Origin of the sequence: Rhodopila sp. (assembly GCF_035548095.1) — a bacterium.
Classification (GTDB): domain Bacteria; phylum Pseudomonadota; class Alphaproteobacteria; order Acetobacterales; family Acetobacteraceae; genus Rhodopila.
Genome location: NZ_DASZUV010000001.1, coordinates 194,559 through 210,905, shown reverse-complemented (window position 1 = coordinate 210,905; position 16,347 = coordinate 194,559). Strand labels below are relative to the sequence as shown.

General features: G+C 66.9%; 15 protein-coding genes. 13 read left to right on the top strand and 2 right to left on the bottom strand.

Annotated features, from left to right (window positions below):
• Window positions 1-78 precede the first annotated feature (78 nt).
• The 3 genes from VHC04_RS00910 (at window position 79) to VHC04_RS00900 (ending at window position 3,078) form a co-directional block, all read left to right on the top strand.
• The gene (locus tag VHC04_RS00910) at window positions 79-381 is read left to right on the top strand and encodes a DUF4387 domain-containing protein (RefSeq protein ID WP_325676976.1); all 303 of its coding nucleotides are present in this window, start codon (window positions 79-81) and stop codon (window positions 379-381) included.
• A gap of 8 nt (window positions 382-389) precedes the next feature.
• Entirely contained in the window at window positions 390-1,784 is a 1,395-nt protein-coding gene (locus VHC04_RS00905; protein WP_325676974.1) for an acyclic terpene utilization AtuA family protein, read from the top strand.
• 112 nt (window positions 1,785-1,896) lie between these two features.
• A complete protein-coding gene (locus VHC04_RS00900; protein ID WP_325676972.1) occupies window positions 1,897-3,078 on the top strand; it encodes an ABC transporter substrate-binding protein in 1,182 nt (393 codons plus the stop codon).
• A gap of 56 nt (window positions 3,079-3,134) precedes the next feature.
• Here the strand turns inward: VHC04_RS00900 and VHC04_RS00895 are convergent, their stop codons facing one another.
• Window positions 3,135-4,721, bottom strand: coding sequence for an ABC transporter substrate-binding protein (locus VHC04_RS00895; protein ID WP_325676970.1), 1,587 nt, complete (start codon window positions 4,719-4,721; stop codon window positions 3,135-3,137).
• 74 nt (window positions 4,722-4,795) lie between these two features.
• Here VHC04_RS00895 and pncA point away from each other — a divergent pair, with 74 nt between their 5' ends.
• The 10 genes from pncA to VHC04_RS00845 all read left to right on the top strand — a co-directional run bounded on the left by pncA (window position 4,796) and on the right by VHC04_RS00845 (window position 12,722).
• A complete protein-coding gene (gene pncA / locus VHC04_RS00890) occupies window positions 4,796-5,452 on the top strand; it encodes a bifunctional nicotinamidase/pyrazinamidase (protein ID WP_325676968.1) in 657 nt (218 codons plus the stop codon).
• Window positions 5,453-5,460: 8 nt separating this feature from the next.
• A complete protein-coding gene (locus tag VHC04_RS00885; protein WP_325676966.1) occupies window positions 5,461-5,943 on the top strand; it encodes a DUF2147 domain-containing protein in 483 nt (160 codons plus the stop codon).
• Window positions 5,944-6,192: 249 nt separating this feature from the next.
• Window positions 6,193-7,317, top strand: a complete 1,125-nt coding sequence (locus VHC04_RS00880) for a zinc-dependent alcohol dehydrogenase family protein (protein WP_325676964.1) — start codon at window positions 6,193-6,195, stop codon at window positions 7,315-7,317.
• A gap of 51 nt (window positions 7,318-7,368) precedes the next feature.
• The gene (locus tag VHC04_RS00875; protein WP_325676962.1) at window positions 7,369-8,313 is read left to right on the top strand and encodes an NAD-dependent epimerase/dehydratase family protein; all 945 of its coding nucleotides are present in this window, start codon (window positions 7,369-7,371) and stop codon (window positions 8,311-8,313) included.
• Between the two features lie 7 nt (window positions 8,314-8,320).
• The gene (locus VHC04_RS00870; protein WP_325676960.1) at window positions 8,321-9,067 is read left to right on the top strand and encodes a YdcF family protein; all 747 of its coding nucleotides are present in this window, start codon (window positions 8,321-8,323) and stop codon (window positions 9,065-9,067) included.
• The gene (locus VHC04_RS00865) at window positions 9,045-10,163 is read left to right on the top strand and encodes a GNAT family N-acetyltransferase (protein ID WP_325676958.1); all 1,119 of its coding nucleotides are present in this window, start codon (window positions 9,045-9,047) and stop codon (window positions 10,161-10,163) included. Before VHC04_RS00870 ends, VHC04_RS00865 begins: the two co-directional genes overlap by 23 nt.
• 185 nt (window positions 10,164-10,348) lie before the next feature.
• Window positions 10,349-11,137 (top strand): ABC transporter ATP-binding protein, encoded by a 789-nt coding sequence (locus VHC04_RS00860; protein ID WP_325676956.1) that lies wholly within the window; start codon window positions 10,349-10,351, stop codon window positions 11,135-11,137.
• A 125-nt stretch (window positions 11,138-11,262) separates the two neighbouring features.
• Entirely contained in the window at window positions 11,263-11,769 is a 507-nt protein-coding gene (locus tag VHC04_RS00855) for an NMCC_0638 family (lipo)protein (protein WP_408903766.1), read from the top strand.
• Window positions 11,770-12,043: 274 nt separating this feature from the next.
• Window positions 12,044-12,313 carry a hypothetical protein gene (locus tag VHC04_RS00850; RefSeq protein WP_325676952.1) on the top strand — a complete coding sequence of 90 codons (270 nt, stop codon included), beginning with the start codon at window positions 12,044-12,046 and terminating at the stop codon, window positions 12,311-12,313.
• A gap of 1 nt (window position 12,314) precedes the next feature.
• Complete coding sequence (locus VHC04_RS00845; protein WP_325676950.1) at window positions 12,315-12,722, top strand: hypothetical protein; 408 nt, start codon at window positions 12,315-12,317, stop codon at window positions 12,720-12,722.
• 130 nt (window positions 12,723-12,852) lie between these two features.
• Here the strand turns inward: VHC04_RS00845 and metH are convergent, their stop codons facing one another.
• Window positions 12,853-16,344, bottom strand: a complete 3,492-nt coding sequence (gene metH, locus VHC04_RS00840; RefSeq protein ID WP_325676948.1) for a methionine synthase — start codon at window positions 16,342-16,344, stop codon at window positions 12,853-12,855.
• Window positions 16,345-16,347 lie beyond the last annotated feature (3 nt).

Genomic DNA, 16,347 nt, shown 5'->3' with positions numbered 1-16,347 from the left:
GGACCGGACCGGCGTCTTTACGGCCGTTGTAGCGGCTGGCACGCTCTTCGGCATCGCGGAACTGCACAGGCCCGTCCCATGAAACTCGCCGACCTCGCCCAGGTCATCCGCAGCAAGAATGCCGGCCCGCGCCGGCTGACGCTGGATATCATGTTCGCCACCGATGCCGATTACCAGCGCGCGGCCCAGTCGCCGGCGCTTGGGCCCGAAGCGATTGGCCGGCTGTATCACCTGCCGCCGGAGCAGGTGACGGTCATTCCCTATCCGGTCGGGCGCGCCATCAAGGTGGTGATGGCGCGCACGATCATGGCGGGTGACCCGGGCGACTTCGACGTCTATGGCGCGCAGCAGCACGGACCGCTGCTGGGGGTGGAGCTGTGAGTGCCTCGGTGCACGCCTCCGGCCGCGTCATCGCCGAATTCCGCCGCAACCGCCGTCCGATGCGCCTGCTGGGGGCATCCGGCCAGCTAGGCTACGGCATTCCCGCCGCGTCCTTCGCGGCCGGCCTTGCCCGACGGCCGGACCTGATCGGCTGCGACATGGGTTCGATCGATATCGGCCCGACCTATCTGGGCAAGGGGGAGATGGCGACGGCCCCCGAATCCACGCGCCGCGACCTGCGCCGCGTGCTGCGCGCGGCGCGGAAGCTGGATGTGCCGCTGGTGATCGGCTCCGCCGGGTCGGCCGGCGCCGGACCGCATCTGGAAGCGACGGTGGGACTGCTGCGCGATATCGCCCGGACGGACGGACTGTCGTTCCGCATGGCGGTGATCCCGGCTGACATCGACCGCGCCTACCTGCTCGGTGCGTGCCGCGCCGGCCAGGTGGAGAGTTTCGACGGCATGCCGCCATTGACCGAGGCCGACATCACCGATGCCGCGCAGATCGTCGGCCAGATGGGCATGGGACCGTTTCGGAACGCGCTGGAAGCCGATGTCGATGTGATTGTCGCCGGCCGAGCCTGCGACACGGCGATCTTTGCCTGCTTGCCGGCGCTGCTGGGTTTTCCCGTCGGCCTGGCGATGCACATGGCCAAGATCATCGAATGCGGCTCCCTGTGCTGCGTGCCCGGCGGTCGCGATCCGATCCTGGCGGAGCTGGACGAGGACGGATTCGTGCTGGAAAGCATGAACCCCGACCGGCGCGCCACGCCGACCTCGGTTGCCGCGCACAGCCTGTATGAGCAGTCGGACCCGTTCACCGTGGTCGAGCCGGATGGCGCGCTGGACCTTGCGCAGGCGCGGTATGAGGCGGTGGATGACCGCCGCACGCGCGTCTCCGGCGCCCGGTGGCGGGACGCGGTCAGCTCGACGATCAAGCTGGAGGGGGCGTTGAAGATCGGCGAGCGGGCCGTTCTGCTGTGCGGCTCCGCCGACCCGCGCTTCATCGCCAACTGCAAGGACCTGCTGCCGAAAGTGGCCGATCTGGTGCGCGACCTGGTCTGCGAGGATCGGCCGGTGGATTACACGTTGCGCTTCCGCGTTTACGGCATCGACGGGGTGCGCATGGTGGTGCCAGAGCATGAGGCGCCGCCCGGCGAGGTCTTCATCATGGGTGAATGCATCGCCGCGACGCGGGAGCGCGCGTCGGAAGTGGTGCGCAGCTGCAAGCAGTACCTGCTGCATTACGGCTATCCCGGGCGGCTTTCCACCGCCGGCAACATCGCGTTCCCGTTCACCCCTCCGGAAGTATCGCTGGGTCCGGCCTATCGTTTCAATGTCTACCATCTGCTGCGCGTCGACGATCCGGATGCGCTGTTTCCGGTACGAATTGAAATGACCTGACACGACGCATCGCGTCATTCCGGTTGACCGCTTCCCGCGCACCTGCCCATGGTAGGTCGCCGGTAATCCCACGCAGAGGGGAATGACCGGCGCTATAATAGGGAGGCTTATCATGATCAGGCTTATGACGCTGCTGAGCGCGGCGGCCGTGGTGCTGCTTGCGTCTCAGGGGCCGCACGCGCATGCGGCAGGTCCAACCCAGGGGGTCACGGATACCGAGATCCTGATCGGTACCGTCACCGATCTGTCCGGTGTCACCGCCATCCAAGGCGTGAACAACGCCAACGCCATCCGGATGCTGTTCGATGAAGCCAACGCCAAGGGCGGCATCAACGGGCGGAAAATCCGCTACATCGTGGAGGACAGCCAGTACCAGGTGCCGCGGGCCGTGCAGGCGATGAACAAGCTGCTGAACAACGACAAGGTGTTCATGACGATCCAGGATGGCGGCACGCCGATGAACAACGCCACCTGGCCGATGGCAATCGAGAAGAATGTCCCCAAGCTCCTGCCGCTCACCGCCGCTCGGTCGATGTACGAACCGTTCCACCATCTGAAGTTCAGCCAGACCTCATCCTACGTCGACCAGATGCGGGCCGGGATCAAATATTTCGTGGAACAGCGCGGCAAGAAGCGGCTCTGTGTGATGTACCAGGATACCGATTTCGGAAAGGATGTGCTGGCCGGCGTGACCCTGCAGGCCGAAGCGGAAAACCTGAAGGTCATAGCGGTGACCGCGCACAAACCGACCGACACGGATTTCACCGCCAATGTCGCGAAGCTGCGTGAGGCGAATTGTGATCTGATCGGGCTGGGAACGATCGTCCGCGACACCGCGATCATCATCTCAACGGTCAAGAAGTCCGGTTGGAATGTCGATCTGCTGGGGCAGGCGGCATCCTATGACACGGCAATCGCCACGGCACCGGGTGGCATTGGCGAAGGCTTCTATTCCATGACGCCCACGCTGTACGTCTATCCGGACGATCCGCGGCCGGAGATCCGGGACCTGATGGCACGCTACAAGGCCCGATACGGGATCGAGATCAACTATATCGGCCAGACCGGCGTCACCTGCGCGGAGATTGCGCTGGAGGCCCTGCGCAGGGCGGGCCGTGACCTGACGGTCGACAGCCTGGTCGCGGCGATGGAGAGCCTGGACACGTTCACGGACATTTACGGCAACACCTACTCCTTCGGTCCGAAGGAGCATCATGGTTCGACCAAGGCGTTCCTGGCCGTCGTCAAAAATGGGCGCTGGGTGCCGGTGGAAACACGGGCCCTGGCGTATTGATCCGCGCGGTCCGCCGGTGCATGCCTGACAGGCACCGGCGGACCCACGTGGCGCGGCTACTTCACCTCGATGAAACGGTAGGGGAAGAAGTTGTCCGCCGGCTGCACCACCTGGACATTCTTCCTGGTGGCCCAGACGATGACCTGCTGGTGCAGCGGGATGTAGCCGACATCGTTCTGCATGATCTTGATGGTCTGGCGAATCATGTCATTCCGCCTGGTCTGATTCGCCTCGACGCCGATCTTTTCGGTCAGCGTGTCCAGCTCGGGGTTGGAATAACCGGCCGAATTGACCTCCCCGCGCTTGCCGTCCCGCGTGCCCAGGATGGTGAACAGCACGTTGTGCGCGTCGTAGGTGGAGGGCGTCCAACCCAGCATATAGAAATCAGTGTCGTAGTTCGGACCCAGGATCTTGGTGAAGAACTTGGTCTTGGTCTGCGCGTTCAGGTCGATCTTGATCCCGATCCGCGCCAGCATCGGCACGATCGCGGTACAGATCTGCTCGTCCATCACGTAGCGATCGTTGGGGCAATCCAGCGTGACCTTGAAGCCATTCGGATAGCCGGCATCCGCCAGCAGCTTCTTCGCCTCGGCCGGGTCCGGCTTCGGCCGCACGTCCAGGGCGGCGTTGTAGCCGTTCACCCCCGGGCCCCACATGATGTTGGTCGGGCGGCCCAGCCCCAGCATGACCTTGCTGGCGATCGCCTGCTCATCGATGGCGAGTTGCACGGCGCGGCGCACCCGCTGATCCTTGAACGGATTCTTGCCCTTGATGTCGGAGCTGGGGAGTTCCGTCCGGTACTGGTTCAATCCAAGGAAGATCGTACGCAGCTCCGGCGTCTGCAGAATCTGCAGCCCGTCGGTCTGGCGGATTCGCGCCATGTCCTGCGGCGGGACCGCATAGACCATGTCGACCTCACCCGACAGCAGCGCCGCCACCCGCGTCGGTGCCGAGGCGATTACCAGCAACTCGACCCGGTCGGCATTGCCCACCGGCTTGTCCCACCAGCCGGTGTTGCGCTCCACCACCGTCTTGCGGTCCGGTTCCCGGGAAACCAGCCGATAGGGGCCGGTACCCATCGCGTTGTGCAGGGCGTAATTGTCGTCCTTGCCGATGATCGCCGGCACGGTGGCATTATGCGCCTCGCACCACGCCTTGGACATGATCAGCAGGTTGGTCTGTTCCTGCGGAAAGATCGGATCGGGCGCAACCGTCTCGAAATCGACGGTGTCATCATCAACTTTGCGGGCTTCCTTGACCACCGACATCGGTGCGCGCAGGGAGGAGGTAGGCTCCTGGATTCGCTTCAGGGAGAACAGGACGTCGTCGGCCGTAAAAGGCGAGCCGTCCTGCCACTTCACGCCTTGGCGGAGCTTGAACCGCCACACCGTCGGACTGATCTGCTCCCAGGACGTGGCCAGCGCCGGCTCCAGCGTCAGGTCGGCCTTGCGGCGAGCCAGCGGTTCGTAAATGTTCGACAGGAAGGATAGTTGCACCGTTTCCTGCCGGGTCGCCGGATCCATGGCATTGACGTCGCCGTCGTTAGCCCATCGGAATGTCGCCGCCCCGGCGCTGCCGCCGGCCAGTCCGACAGCGCCCAGTCCCAGGACCGAGCACAGTAGCAAAGATCGCAGTCGTCTCATATGAAGGCTCCCCACCCCGCACCATTCGCAACCATTCGTAACCCGCCAGCGGGCGCAGTGCCAGTGAGACCAGCATGGAGATCAGCATGCGGATCGATATCGCGCACGATATTCTTGGCCTCGTGGATGTGCAGCCGACATTCATGCCGGGCGGCGAATTGCCGGTGGCCGGCGGCGATGGGATCGTCCCGGTCGTCAATCGGCTGCTGACGACATTGCCGCGTGCCTTTGCGACCCAGGACTGGCATCCGGCCGACCACGTATCGTTCGCCAGCCAGCACCGTGGCCGCGCGCCGTTCGAGATGATCGAGCTGTCGTACGGGCCGCAGGTATTGTGGCCCGACCATGCCATCGCCGGTAGCGGCAACGCCGCGATTCATCGCGATATCGACCAGGGTCCGATCGAGGTTATCATCCGCAAGGGTTGTGATCGCGAACTGGATAGCTACTCCACGTTTTTTGAGAATGACCGACGCACACCGACGGGCCTGGACGGATGGCTGCGCCAGCGCGGGCTAAGCCGGCTGTTCCTGTGCGGACTCGCCACCGATTTCTGCGTCGCCTGGTCGGCCGAGGATGCCGTTCGTCTGGGTTACGAGGTGTTCCTGATCGAGGATGCCTGCCGCGGCATCGGCCTGCCCGCTGCCCCCGGTCGCACCACCATGGATGACGCGCGGCAGCGCCTGCTGGGGCTGGGCGTGACATTCATCAACAGCGACGGCATCGCGTGACCGGCTCCGTGTCGCATGTCGCGGCCGTGGCGGCCCTGCTGGCGGCCGGCCTCGGTCCGGGATCGGCCGGGGCGGAGGATGCCGCCTCCGGTCCGGCCGGGTTGTGGTTGACCCAGGACCGCGGGGGCGTGATCGCCGTCAGCCATTGCGGCGCGCATCTCTGCGCCCGCATCGTGGGGATCGTGCTCGATTCGCCAACGGAACCGACGCCGCGGGATGTCACCGGCCGCTCGCAGTGCGACCTGCCGTTGTTCAGCGACGCGGCGCCGACCGGGCCGGATTTGTGGCGCGGCCACATCCGCGATCCGCGCAACGGATCGATCTGGGACATGCAGATCTGGCTCAACCCCAACGGTACGCTGTCGATGCGCGGCTTCCTGGGTGTCTCGCTGCTGGGCCGGACGGAGACGTGGACCCGCTATCCGGGCCCGGTCCCGGCCGATTGCCGGCTGTCACCGGCGGATGTGCGGGCGGCGGCCGGTCCACGCTGATCGGCCTGCCCCGGCCTCCCGTCTTCGAGCCCCCCGTCTTTGAACCCCCGTCTCGGGTCCGCCGTCGCCGATGTGTTTCGGGCCGATCATCATCGCGCGGCGGGGCGGCTTGCCATGCGCGCGGGAACGGGAGAAACCCCCTGGACCAGACCCCGCTGGACCAGGGCGTAACCACCACGGAGCGGCCAGGGGAACCGGCTGGCAACCGGCCAGGGATCGGCCAGCGACCGGAAGGAGAAGACGATGCAGATGAAAGCCGCCGTCCTGCGCGAGCAGGGGCGTCCCCGCCCATATGCGGTCAGCCAGCCGATGACGATCGAGACGGTCGACCTGGATCCGCCCGGCCCGGGCGAGGTCCTGTACAAGATCATCGGCGCCGGCCTGTGTCATTCCGACCTGTCGACGATCGAGAATCTGCGCCCGCGCAAGCTGCCCACCATCCCGGGCCACGAGGCGGCCGGCATCGTCGAGGAAACCGGGCCCGGCGTCACCGGCCTGAAGAAAGGCGATCACGTCATCAGCGTGTTCGTCACCAGTTGCGGCGATTGCCGCTACTGCAACGGCGGCCGGCCCAATCTGTGCCAAAGCTCCAACAAGTCGCGTGCCGACGGCACGCTGATCTCGGGCGAGCGGCGGCTGGCCTTGAACGGAGAGCCGATCAACCACTACAGCGGCCTGTCGGTGTTCGCGCAGTATGCGGTGGTCTCCCAGAACGCGCTGATCAGAATCCCGGATGACGTGCCGCTGGAGGACGCCACCATCTTCGGCTGTGCCGTGGTCACGGGCGTCGGCGCCGTGCTCAACACCGCCAGGGTTCCTCCGGGCGGCCAGATGGCGGTGGTCGGCCTGGGCGGCGTCGGCATGAACGCGCTGATGGGCGGTGTCGTCGCCGGCGCGGAGAGGATCGTCGCCGTCGACCTGAACCCCGAGAAGCTGAAGATCGCCAGAGAGCTGGGCGCTACCGACACCTTCCTGGCCGGCAATGCCGACGTGGCGCAGGAGATCCGGGAGGCGACGTCCGGCGGCCTGGACTATGTGATCGAGACGGCGGGATCGATCCCGGCGATGAACCTGGCCTATGCCATCGCGGCGCGCGGCGGTGCCGTGGTCAGTGCCGGCCTGCCGGCGACGACGGCCACCTTCTCCTACCCGCACGCGGCCCTGGTCTCCGACGAGAAGGCGATCATGGGCAGCTATATGGGCAGTTGCGTGCCGAAACGCGATATTCCTCGTTTCATTGCGCTCTACCAGCGTGGCAGACTGCCGGTGCAGAAGCTGCGATCGGGATTCATTACATTTGAGCAGATCAACGAAGGGTTCGATCGCCTGTCCGACGGCGCGGTGCTGCGGCAGGTTTTGCGTCCGCACGGCTGAGCCGAGGGGCCGCCCGCCGGTTTCAGCCGTGTCGGCATGCCCGGTGTCGGCATGAGTGTCTGGCTGGTGACCGGCGGGGCGGGCTTCATCGGCTCGCATCTGTGCGACGCGCTGACCGGGCGCGGCGACACGGTCCGGGTGCTGGACGATCTGTCGACTGGTCGGCGCGACAACCTGCCGGACGGCGTCGAGCTGCTGGAAGGCGACGTCGCCGATCCCTCCCTTGTGGCGCGGGCGCTACGCGGCGTGGATGGGTGTTTCCACCTGGCCGCGATCGCCTCAGTGGAGAAGGGGGTCACCGACTGGCCGGGCACCCATCGCGTCAACCTGACCGGCACGATCACCGTCCTCGATGCGGTCAGGCGGTCGGGGCAGGAAACCGGCCGCATGATCCCGGTGGTCTATGCATCCTCGGCGGCGGTCTATGGCGACGTCGTCGCCATGCCGATCACCGAGGCGACGCCGTGCCGGCCGCTATCGGCCTACGGGGCTGACAAATACGGCTGTGAGCTGCATGCCCGCGTGGCGACCCATGTGCACGGGATTCCCACCGTCGGGTTGCGCTTCTTCAACGTCTACGGGCCGCGGCAGGACCCCAAATCACCATATTCCGGCGTGATCTCCATCTTCTGCGAGCGGATTCTGGCCGGCCATCCGGTGACGATCTTCGGGGACGGGCACCAGACACGCGATTTCGTCTATGTCGGCGACGTGGTGCGTGCGTTGCTGGGTGCGATGGATCGCCGCCCGCCGGATGCCCCGGTGTTCAATGTCTGCACCGGGACACCGACCTCGGTGGAGGGGTTGGCGGCTCTGATCGCCGAGCTGGCGGGGTGCGACCCGGATATCCGCAAGGGACCGCCCAGGGCGGGCGAGATCCGACATTCCCTTGGCGACCCCGCTCCGGCCGATACGGCGCTGGGCATTGCCGGCCGGACCAGCCTTCGGGACGGGCTTGCGTCGGTGCTGGCCTGGCTGACGCCGCCGGCGCGATGACCAGCCGGTGAAGCCTCTGCTGCTCAGCCTGGCCATGCCGCCGACCGGGCTGTTGACTCTTCTGCTCGTTGGCTTGCTGCTGGACCAGGCTCGCGATCCCCGGCCACGGCGCTGGGGCCGGGTTTGCGCGTGGGCCGGGGCGATCGGGCTGTATCTGCTGGCGACGCCGCTGGTATCCCAGACCATGCTGGTGGGGCTGGAGCGGCACCTGCCGACCCATCCGCCGGCGGACCATCCGCCACGGGCGATCGTCGTGTTGGGCGGCGAGTTGATCCGCACCCCAAGCATGACCGGCGGGGTGCGGCTGGGCCCGCTCTCGGCGGAACGTGCGCTGAGCGCTGCGGCGCTGGCGCGGAGCACAGGCCTGCCGATCCTGGTCTCGGGCGGGCTGATCCATCCGGATGTCCCGGCCGTGAGCACGGTCATGGCCGAGTCGCTGAAGGACGATTTCGGGCTTGCGCCGCGCTGGACGGAGGATCGGTCCGCCGATACGTGGGAGAATGCCCGGCTGAGCGCCGCGATCCTGAAACAGGCCGGGATCGACTCGATCTATCTGGTGACCACGGCTTGGCACATGCGGCGCGCGCTGCTCGCATTCCAACGGACCGGCCTGATCGTCACCGCCGCGCCGACGCCGCTTGACCGGGAGGTCAGGCCGTTCCTGTCGGACGTCCTGCCGCTGCCCGGCGCTTGGCAGACCAGCTATTACGCGCTGCACGAATGGATAGGGTATGCGTGGTACCGCGTCCGCTGATTCCGGCGCTTCCGGGCCTTCCGCTCTGACCGTGACCGAGGCGGCTCGGCCCGACCGGTTGCCGGCGGATGCGCAGGCGCTGCTGGCGCCGCCATGCCCGCCTGCCGGGGGACCGTCCGGCGGGGTGCTGTTTTCCAGCCGGGTGTGGTGGGACCTCGTGCTGGACCATGCCATGCCGCCGGATGATCGCGCGGCCTTCGTTTCCGTGCGGTCGGGAGACCGCGTCTTGCTGCTGGTGCCGATGCTGCGCCGGACCGCCATGCCGCGGCTGTGCAGCCTGACGACGCCCTATACCTGCCTGTACGCGCCGCTGTTTGCCGCCGGGCTGGACGCGCCGGCGCGGCTGGCCGCATGGCGGGCCTTCGCCCGGTTCTGCCGCCCGGCCGGAGTGATCCGGCTGGACGCCATGGCGGCGTGCTGGCCGGAGCTGCCGGCACTGGAGCAGGCAGCCGCACAGGTCCGGCTGCGGCCGCTGCGGTTCGACCATTTCGGCAACTGGCACGAGGATGTCGCCGGCCTGGGCTGGGCGGGCTATCTGGCGCGGCGTCCCGGCGCGCTGCGCGAGACGATCCGCCGCCGCCTGCGCAAGGCGGAGGCAGTGCCGGATGCCGCATTCGAACTGTTGTCGAGCCCGGAGGAGATGCCGAGGGCCACTGATGCGTTCGAGGCGGTCTATGCGAAAAGCTGGAAGAATCCAGAACCGTTTCCTCGGTTCAACACCGCCCTCATGCGCGCCGCCGCGGCGCGGGGGATTCTGCGGTTCGGCCTTTGGCGGATCGGCGAGCAGCCCGTCGCGGTGCAGATCTGGGTGGTGACGCAGGGTCAGGCGACGGTGCTGAAGCTGGCGCATGACGAGGCGTTCAAGCCCTATTCGCCCGGCACGGTGCTGACCGCGCTGATGCTGCGCCACCTGCTGGACCGGGAGCAGGTGGTCGAGATCGATTTCGGCCGCGGCGACGATGACTACAAGCGCAATTGGGCCGCCAGCCGGCGCCAGCGCATCGGCCTGCTGCTGGTCGATCCGCTGCATCCCGCCGGGCTGATGGCCTATGCACGCCACGCCGCCGGGCAGTTTCGGGCACGCCTGCGCCGTTGAGGCGCGGGCGTGCATGCGGTCCGCCCGCCCCCCGGCAGCCATGCGGTGGCTTGCCGGGAACGCGATGGCGAGACGGCAGTGGCGAGACGGCGGTGGCCGAGAAGGCGACGGCGGAAACCCGATGGCGGGCCTGTTACCACAAGCCGCCTTGCCGAAGCCTGGCTCGCGCGGCATCTACCCGGATCATGATCGAGCCTGTCTCCACGCCTATCCCGCGCATCCGCATCCGTGGCCTGACCAAGCGCTTCGGCGACAAGGTGGTGCTGGACGGCGTCGACCTGGATGTGATGCCGGCGTCCTCCCTGGTGGTCATCGGCGGGTCGGGTTCCGGCAAATCGGTGCTGCTGAAATGCGTCCTGGGTCTGCTGGAGCCGGATGGCGGTGTCATCGAGATCGACGGCGTCGACGTCCTGACCCTGCCGCGCCGGCAGCGGGAGCAGCAGCGTGCCCGCATCGGCATGCTGTTTCAGGCCGGGGCGCTGTTCGACTCCCTGCCGGTCTGGGAAAACGTGGTTTTTGGCCTGCAGGCGCGCCACAAGGTAACCCGCAATGCCGCGCGAACGACGGCGAACGACTTCCTGCAGCAGGTCGGGCTGGCACCCACCGTCGGGGACCTGTATCCGGCGGAGCTGTCGGGCGGCATGCAGAAGCGTGTCGCCCTGGCGCGCGCCATTGCCTCCCAGCCCGACATCCTGTTCTTCGATGAGCCGACCACCGGCCTGGACCCGATCATGGGCGCGGTGATCGATGGGCTGATCGTCGATTGCGTGCGCCGGCTGGGCAGTACTGCCGTCGCGATCACCCACGACATGGCTAGCGCCCGCCGCATCGGCGACCAGGCGGCGATGTTGCTGCAAGGCCAGATCATCTGGCGCGGCCCGGCGGATACGCTGATGGACACCGGCAATCCGGCAGTCGACCAGTTTACCCACGGCCGTCGCGAAGGACCGATTCACATGGAGCTGCGCCGCTGAGAGTTGCGCCCCTGAAAGCCATGCTCCCGAAAGTCATCCCCCCGAGAGTTGTGCAAATGGTGTTCCGGTGCCTGCCATTCCGGTGTCAGCCATCCCGCGGCCTGGTTGTGTTGGTGTTGAGCGCCATGGTGCTGCGGCCGGCCAGCGCGGATTCCGGTGGCGCCGCCGCCAGCGCCGCCGACAAGGCGGCCGCCCTGGCCGGGCTGTTCACTCAAAGCTGCCTGACCTACGCCGGGGATCCGGCCGGGCTGCGCGCCTGGGCCGCCGGCAAGGGCCTGCCGCCGGTGCCGGAGCAGGCGCGCAAGGCGTTTCTGCTGAACGCACCCGGCCAGGTCTTCGATGCCTCGGACGACGAGGGAAAATTCGTCGTCGTGTCCTCGGATGACGGGATCTGCTCCGCCGTGACCGACGTGCTGACCCAGGCGGCGGCCGTTCCGGCGCTGGAAGCGGCCCTGCGCGCCAACAATATCGCGTTCCGGCTGGTGATCGAACGCGATGACAAGGAGATCCCCGAAATCCATGACCGGGAATACCTGGCGACGCGCGATGGCCGTATCTGGCGGATTCTGCTGGCCACGGTAAAGGGCGCCGCCGGCGGCCGGGCGATGATGACCGGCGCGGTGTCGCCGTAACATCCGATCATGGTTGGCGCGCGATGCTCCGCGTCCTGGGGAAGCCGCCAGCCTCCCGGTTTTGCCAGGCGGCTTCGACAGGCGGCTTCGACAGACGACTCCCGAGGGAGGGATCGAGGCTCCGGCACGGTCACGACAGCGTCAGCTTCGTCTGTCCGCATGGCTGCTTTCACGCTGAAGTGCTAAAGAACACAGTGCCGTAGGCGCAACCGTGGCCCGCGTCGCGGCGTTGGTGCCGAACTCTCTTCGAGAGTCTCGAAAAGGAGCATGAGCCATGAATTACACGACCGAGGCGCGAGAGACGTTGAGTGATGCCCAATCGCAGATCGATCGCCTGCGCGAGCAGGTCGAATCGCTGATGAAGGACCGTGTGACGCCGGCCGTGGCGCAGTTCGCCGGCAAGGCCGAGGCGGCGTACGGTACCGCTCGGGACACCGTGAAGCAGCAGGCGGATGTGATGTCCGGCCGGGTGCGGCAACAGCCGCTGGTGGCCATCGCGGTGGCCGCCGCGGTGGGGTGGGTCATCGGCCGCGTGATGCGTTGAGGTGATGCAGCCAGTCCGGCTTGTGCAGATCGCCGCGGAGGCTGAAGCCCTCCGCTGGCATGGATTTGCCGCGCGCACGATGACGCGCGTGTTGTGCGCTGCGATCGGCCTGCTTTTCGCGGCCGGTGCGTTGGCGGTTGCCCACATCGCCGCATGGTACGCGCTGCGCATCGACGCCGGACTGGCCTTCTACTGGGCAGCCCTTCTGATCGGCGGCTTTGACGTCCTCGTCGCGGTCGTTCTGCTGGCCTATGCCTGGAATTCCACGCCAGGCCGGGTGGAGCGGGAGGCGGTTCAGGTCCGCAAGCAGGCATTGGCCGGCGTGGCCGCGACGTTGAGCCTGGTGCAGCTGGGCATGATCGTGATGCGCTTCGCCCGATCGATGGGCAGGCGCGGCCCGAAAGCGTAGCCCGGCTGGATGTCGCGGACCCGGAACAAACCGTTCCGCGCCCGCGCCTGTTCGAGCCGGGGCGGGACCCACAACCCCAGCCGCCGCGCCGGAAGGCAGCGGAACACGGCCGGGCTTTGTGCCGCTGCGATCACACGGAGAAATACTTGGCGTGCGGGTTGATCACCACGATGGCGCTGGTCGATTGTTCCGGATGCAACTGATATTCGTCGGATAGCGAAACGCCGACCCGGTCCGCCCCGAGCAGCGAGAGAATCGGCGTCTGATCCTCCAGCCGCGGGCAGGCGGGGTAGCCGAAGGAATAGCGGCTGCCGCGATAGCCCTGGGCCAGCATCTTTTCCATGTCGCGGTCATCCTCGGCCGCGAAGCCGAGTTCCGCGCGGATGCGCTTGTGCACGTACTCGGCCATCGCCTCCGCCATCTCCACTGACAGGCCGTGCAGGTACAGGTAGTCCTGGTAGCGGTTGTCCTCGAACCATATGCGCGCGGTGTCCGACGCCTTCTGGCCCACCGTCACGACCTGCAGGCCGATCACGTCGCGCTCGGCGTCGTCCACGTCGCGGAAGAAGTCGGCAATGCATTCGCCATCCTCCTTCGGCTGGCGCGGCAGCGTGAAGCGGGTGAGCTCGGTCTCACCGTCCTGGCCGAAGATGATCAGCTCGTTGCCCTGGCCGGCCGCCTTCCAATAGCCATAGGCGGCCTGCGGCCTCAGGATGTCCTGGTCGTCGCACAGCGCCAGCATGCGCCGCATCACCGGTCGCAGTTCCTGCCGAGCCCAGCCTAGAAAGTCTTCCAGTGAGCGGCCTTGCTTGCGGAATCCCCATTGGAACTGGTACAGGCTGCGTTCATTCACAAACGGAACGATCGCCTTCGGCGCCGCCTCGATGACGCGCGAGCCCCAGAACGGCGGTTCCACGACCGGAACGTCACGGGTCAGTCGGCGGCGGCGTGCCTGCACCGCCCCGACATCCACCGGCTGAAAGGCGCGCGTGTCCGCCTGGCCCAGGGTGCGGGACGTGTTGCGCGCCTTGCCGACACGCTTGGCCTGTATCGCGGCCAGGTAGTCGTCGAACCCGTTGCCGGTGACGCGGTCCATCAGGTGCAGCCCGTCGAAGGCATCGCGAGCATAGGCGACGCGGCCGCAGCCATACGCCTTGACGCAGTCATCCTCCACATAGGTGCGGGTCAGCGCCGCGCCGCCCAGCAGCACGGGGATTTCGACGCCCTGGCGCGACATCTCCTCCAGGTTCTCCCGCATCACCACGGTGGATTTCACCAGCAGGCCGGACATGCCGATGGCATGGGCGCGATGCTCCTGCACGGCATGCAGCATGTCGTGCAGGGGAACCTTGATGCCCAGGTTGACGACGCGGTAGCCGTTATTGGTCAGGATGATGTCGACCAGGTTCTTGCCGATATCGTGCACGTCCCCCTTCACCGTCGCCAGCACGATCGTGCCCTTCTCCTGGCCTTCCACCCGTTCCATGAACGGTTCGAGATAGGCGACGGCCGTTTTCATCGTCTCGGCGCTTTGCAGCACGAAGGGCAGCTGCATCTTGCCGGCGCCGAACAGGTCGCCGACCACCTTCATGCCGTCCAGCAGCACATTGTTGATGATGTCCAGCGCCGGCATCGTCTTCAGCGCTTCGTCAAGGTCTTCGGTCAGGCCCTTGCGGTCGCCGTCCACGATACGGTCCTTCAGCCGCCCCTCTGCGGTCGCCGCGCGCTCCTTCTTCACCGCATCCGCGGCCTTGCGCCCTGCGAACAGTTCCAGCAGGCGCTGCAGCGGGTCGTAGCCTTCGCGCCTGCGGTCGAAGATCAGGTCCTCGGCGACCTGCCGTTCCTCCTCGGCGATCAGGTGCATCGGGCGGATCTTGGATACGTGGATGATCGCGCCGGTCATGCCGGCCCGCCGGGCATGGTCCAGGAACACGCTGTTCAGCACCGCGCGGGCGGCGGGATTGAGGCCGAAGCTGATATTGGACAGGCCCAGAATGATCTGGATGTCCGGAAACGCGTCGCGGATCGCCTTGATCCCCTCCAGCGTCCACAGCCCCAGCTTCCGATCATCCTCATTGCCGGTGGCGATGGTGAAGGTCAACGGGTCGATCAACAGGTCGGATTGCGGCAAGCCGTATTTGTTGCAGGCGAAATCGACCAGGCGGCGCGCGATGCGCAGCTTGTCCTCGGCCGTCTTTGCCATGCCGACCTCATCGATCGTCAGCGCGATCACCGCGGCACCGAACTGCCTGGCCAGCTTCAGCCGGTCGGTCGCGTGGCCTTCGCCATCCTCGAAATTGATCGAGTTGATGATCGGCTTGCCGCCATGCAGTTTCAGCGCAGCCGCGATCACCGGCGTCTCCGTGCTGTCGATCACCAGCGGGCTGTTCACCGCGGCGGTGAAACGGCGCACCACCTCGGACATTTCCGACAATTCGTCGCGGCCGACGAAGGCGGTGCAGACATCAAGCGCGTGGGAGCCTTCGCCGATCTGCTCCCGCCCCATGGCGACGCAGCCGTCCCAGTCCTGGGTTTCCTGCAGTTCCCGCCACTTCTTCGACCCGTTGGCGTTGCAGCGTTCACCGATCGCGAAGATGGCGTTTTCCTGCCGCAACGGCTGCGCCTGGTACAGGCTGGCGACACTGGGGATCCAGACCGGGTTGCGCGCCACCGGCGCCGGGCGGAACCCGGCACCGTCGCGCTTGCGCAACATCGAGTCCAGCCCCTGGATATGCGGAATCGAGGTGCCGCAGCAGCCGCCGATCAGGTTCACGCCGTCCTGCTCGACGAAGCGTTCCAGCCAGGAAGCCAGTTCGGCGGCGCCCAGCGGGTAATGCGTGCGGCCGTCGACCAGTTCGGGCAGGCCGGCATTCGGCTGCACCGAGATCAGGCCGGGCCAGTTGGCAGCCAGCCAGCCGACATGCTCCGCCATTTCCTGCGGACCGGTTGCGCAGTTCAAGCCCAGCAGCGGCACGTCCAGCGCGTGCACGACGGCGGCGGCTGCGCTCATGTCGGGGCCGACCAGCAGCGTACCGGTGGTTTCGACCGTGACCTGCACGAAGATCGGGGTATCCGTTCCGGCCTCGTTTCGGGCGATCTTGGCGCCGTTGACGGCCGCCTTGATCTGCAGCGTGTCCTGGCAGGTCTCGATCAGGATGGCATCCACGCCGCCGGCGATCAGGCCGCGGCACTGTTCCGCCAGCGCCGCTTCAAGCGGGTCATAGGCGATGTTGCCCAGCGACGGCAGTTTCGTGCCCGGACCGACGCTGCCCACCACCCAGCGGTCGCGGCCGTCGGCGAACTGCTCCGCCGCCTCGCGCGCCAGTTCGCCGGCGCGCCTGTTCAGTTCGAACGCCTTGTCCGCCAGGTCGAATTCGCCCAGCGTGACCGGCGTGCCGCCGAAGGTGTTGGTCTCCACCATGTCGGCGCCGGCCTCGAAGTAGCCGCGATGGATCTCCCGCACCAGGTCGGGGCGTGACAGCACCAGCACGTCGGTGCAGTTCTCCCGCCCCCAGAAATCCTTCTCGATATCGAGGGTCAGGGCCTGCACGCGGCTGCCCATGCCGCCATCGCATAGCAGCACGCGGTCGCGCAGGGCTTCAAGCAAATGGGGTCGCGCCATGGT

What these genes read in the sequence shown, in the direction of transcription:
- VHC04_RS00850 (WP_325676952.1), top strand. Translation starts at nt 12,044, where the DNA reads ATGAATTACACGACCGAGGCGCGAGAGACGTTGAGTGATGCCCAATCG.
- VHC04_RS00865 (WP_325676958.1), top strand. Translation starts at nt 9,045, where the DNA reads ATGCGTGGTACCGCGTCCGCTGATTCCGGCGCTTCCGGGCCTTCCGCT.
- VHC04_RS00895 (WP_325676970.1), bottom strand. Translation starts at nt 4,721, where the DNA reads ATGAGACGACTGCGATCTTTGCTACTGTGCTCGGTCCTGGGACTGGGC.
- metH (WP_325676948.1), bottom strand. Translation starts at nt 16,344, where the DNA reads ATGGCGCGACCCCATTTGCTTGAAGCCCTGCGCGACCGCGTGCTGCTA.
- VHC04_RS00855 (WP_408903766.1), top strand. Translation starts at nt 11,263, where the DNA reads ATGGTGCTGCGGCCGGCCAGCGCGGATTCCGGTGGCGCCGCCGCCAGC.
- VHC04_RS00900 (WP_325676972.1), top strand. Translation starts at nt 1,897, where the DNA reads ATGATCAGGCTTATGACGCTGCTGAGCGCGGCGGCCGTGGTGCTGCTT.
- VHC04_RS00880 (WP_325676964.1), top strand. Translation starts at nt 6,193, where the DNA reads ATGAAAGCCGCCGTCCTGCGCGAGCAGGGGCGTCCCCGCCCATATGCG.
- VHC04_RS00910 (WP_325676976.1), top strand. Translation starts at nt 79, where the DNA reads ATGAAACTCGCCGACCTCGCCCAGGTCATCCGCAGCAAGAATGCCGGC.
- VHC04_RS00860 (WP_325676956.1), top strand. Translation starts at nt 10,349, where the DNA reads ATGATCGAGCCTGTCTCCACGCCTATCCCGCGCATCCGCATCCGTGGC.
- pncA (WP_325676968.1), top strand. Translation starts at nt 4,796, where the DNA reads ATGGAGATCAGCATGCGGATCGATATCGCGCACGATATTCTTGGCCTC.
- VHC04_RS00875 (WP_325676962.1), top strand. Translation starts at nt 7,369, where the DNA reads ATGAGTGTCTGGCTGGTGACCGGCGGGGCGGGCTTCATCGGCTCGCAT.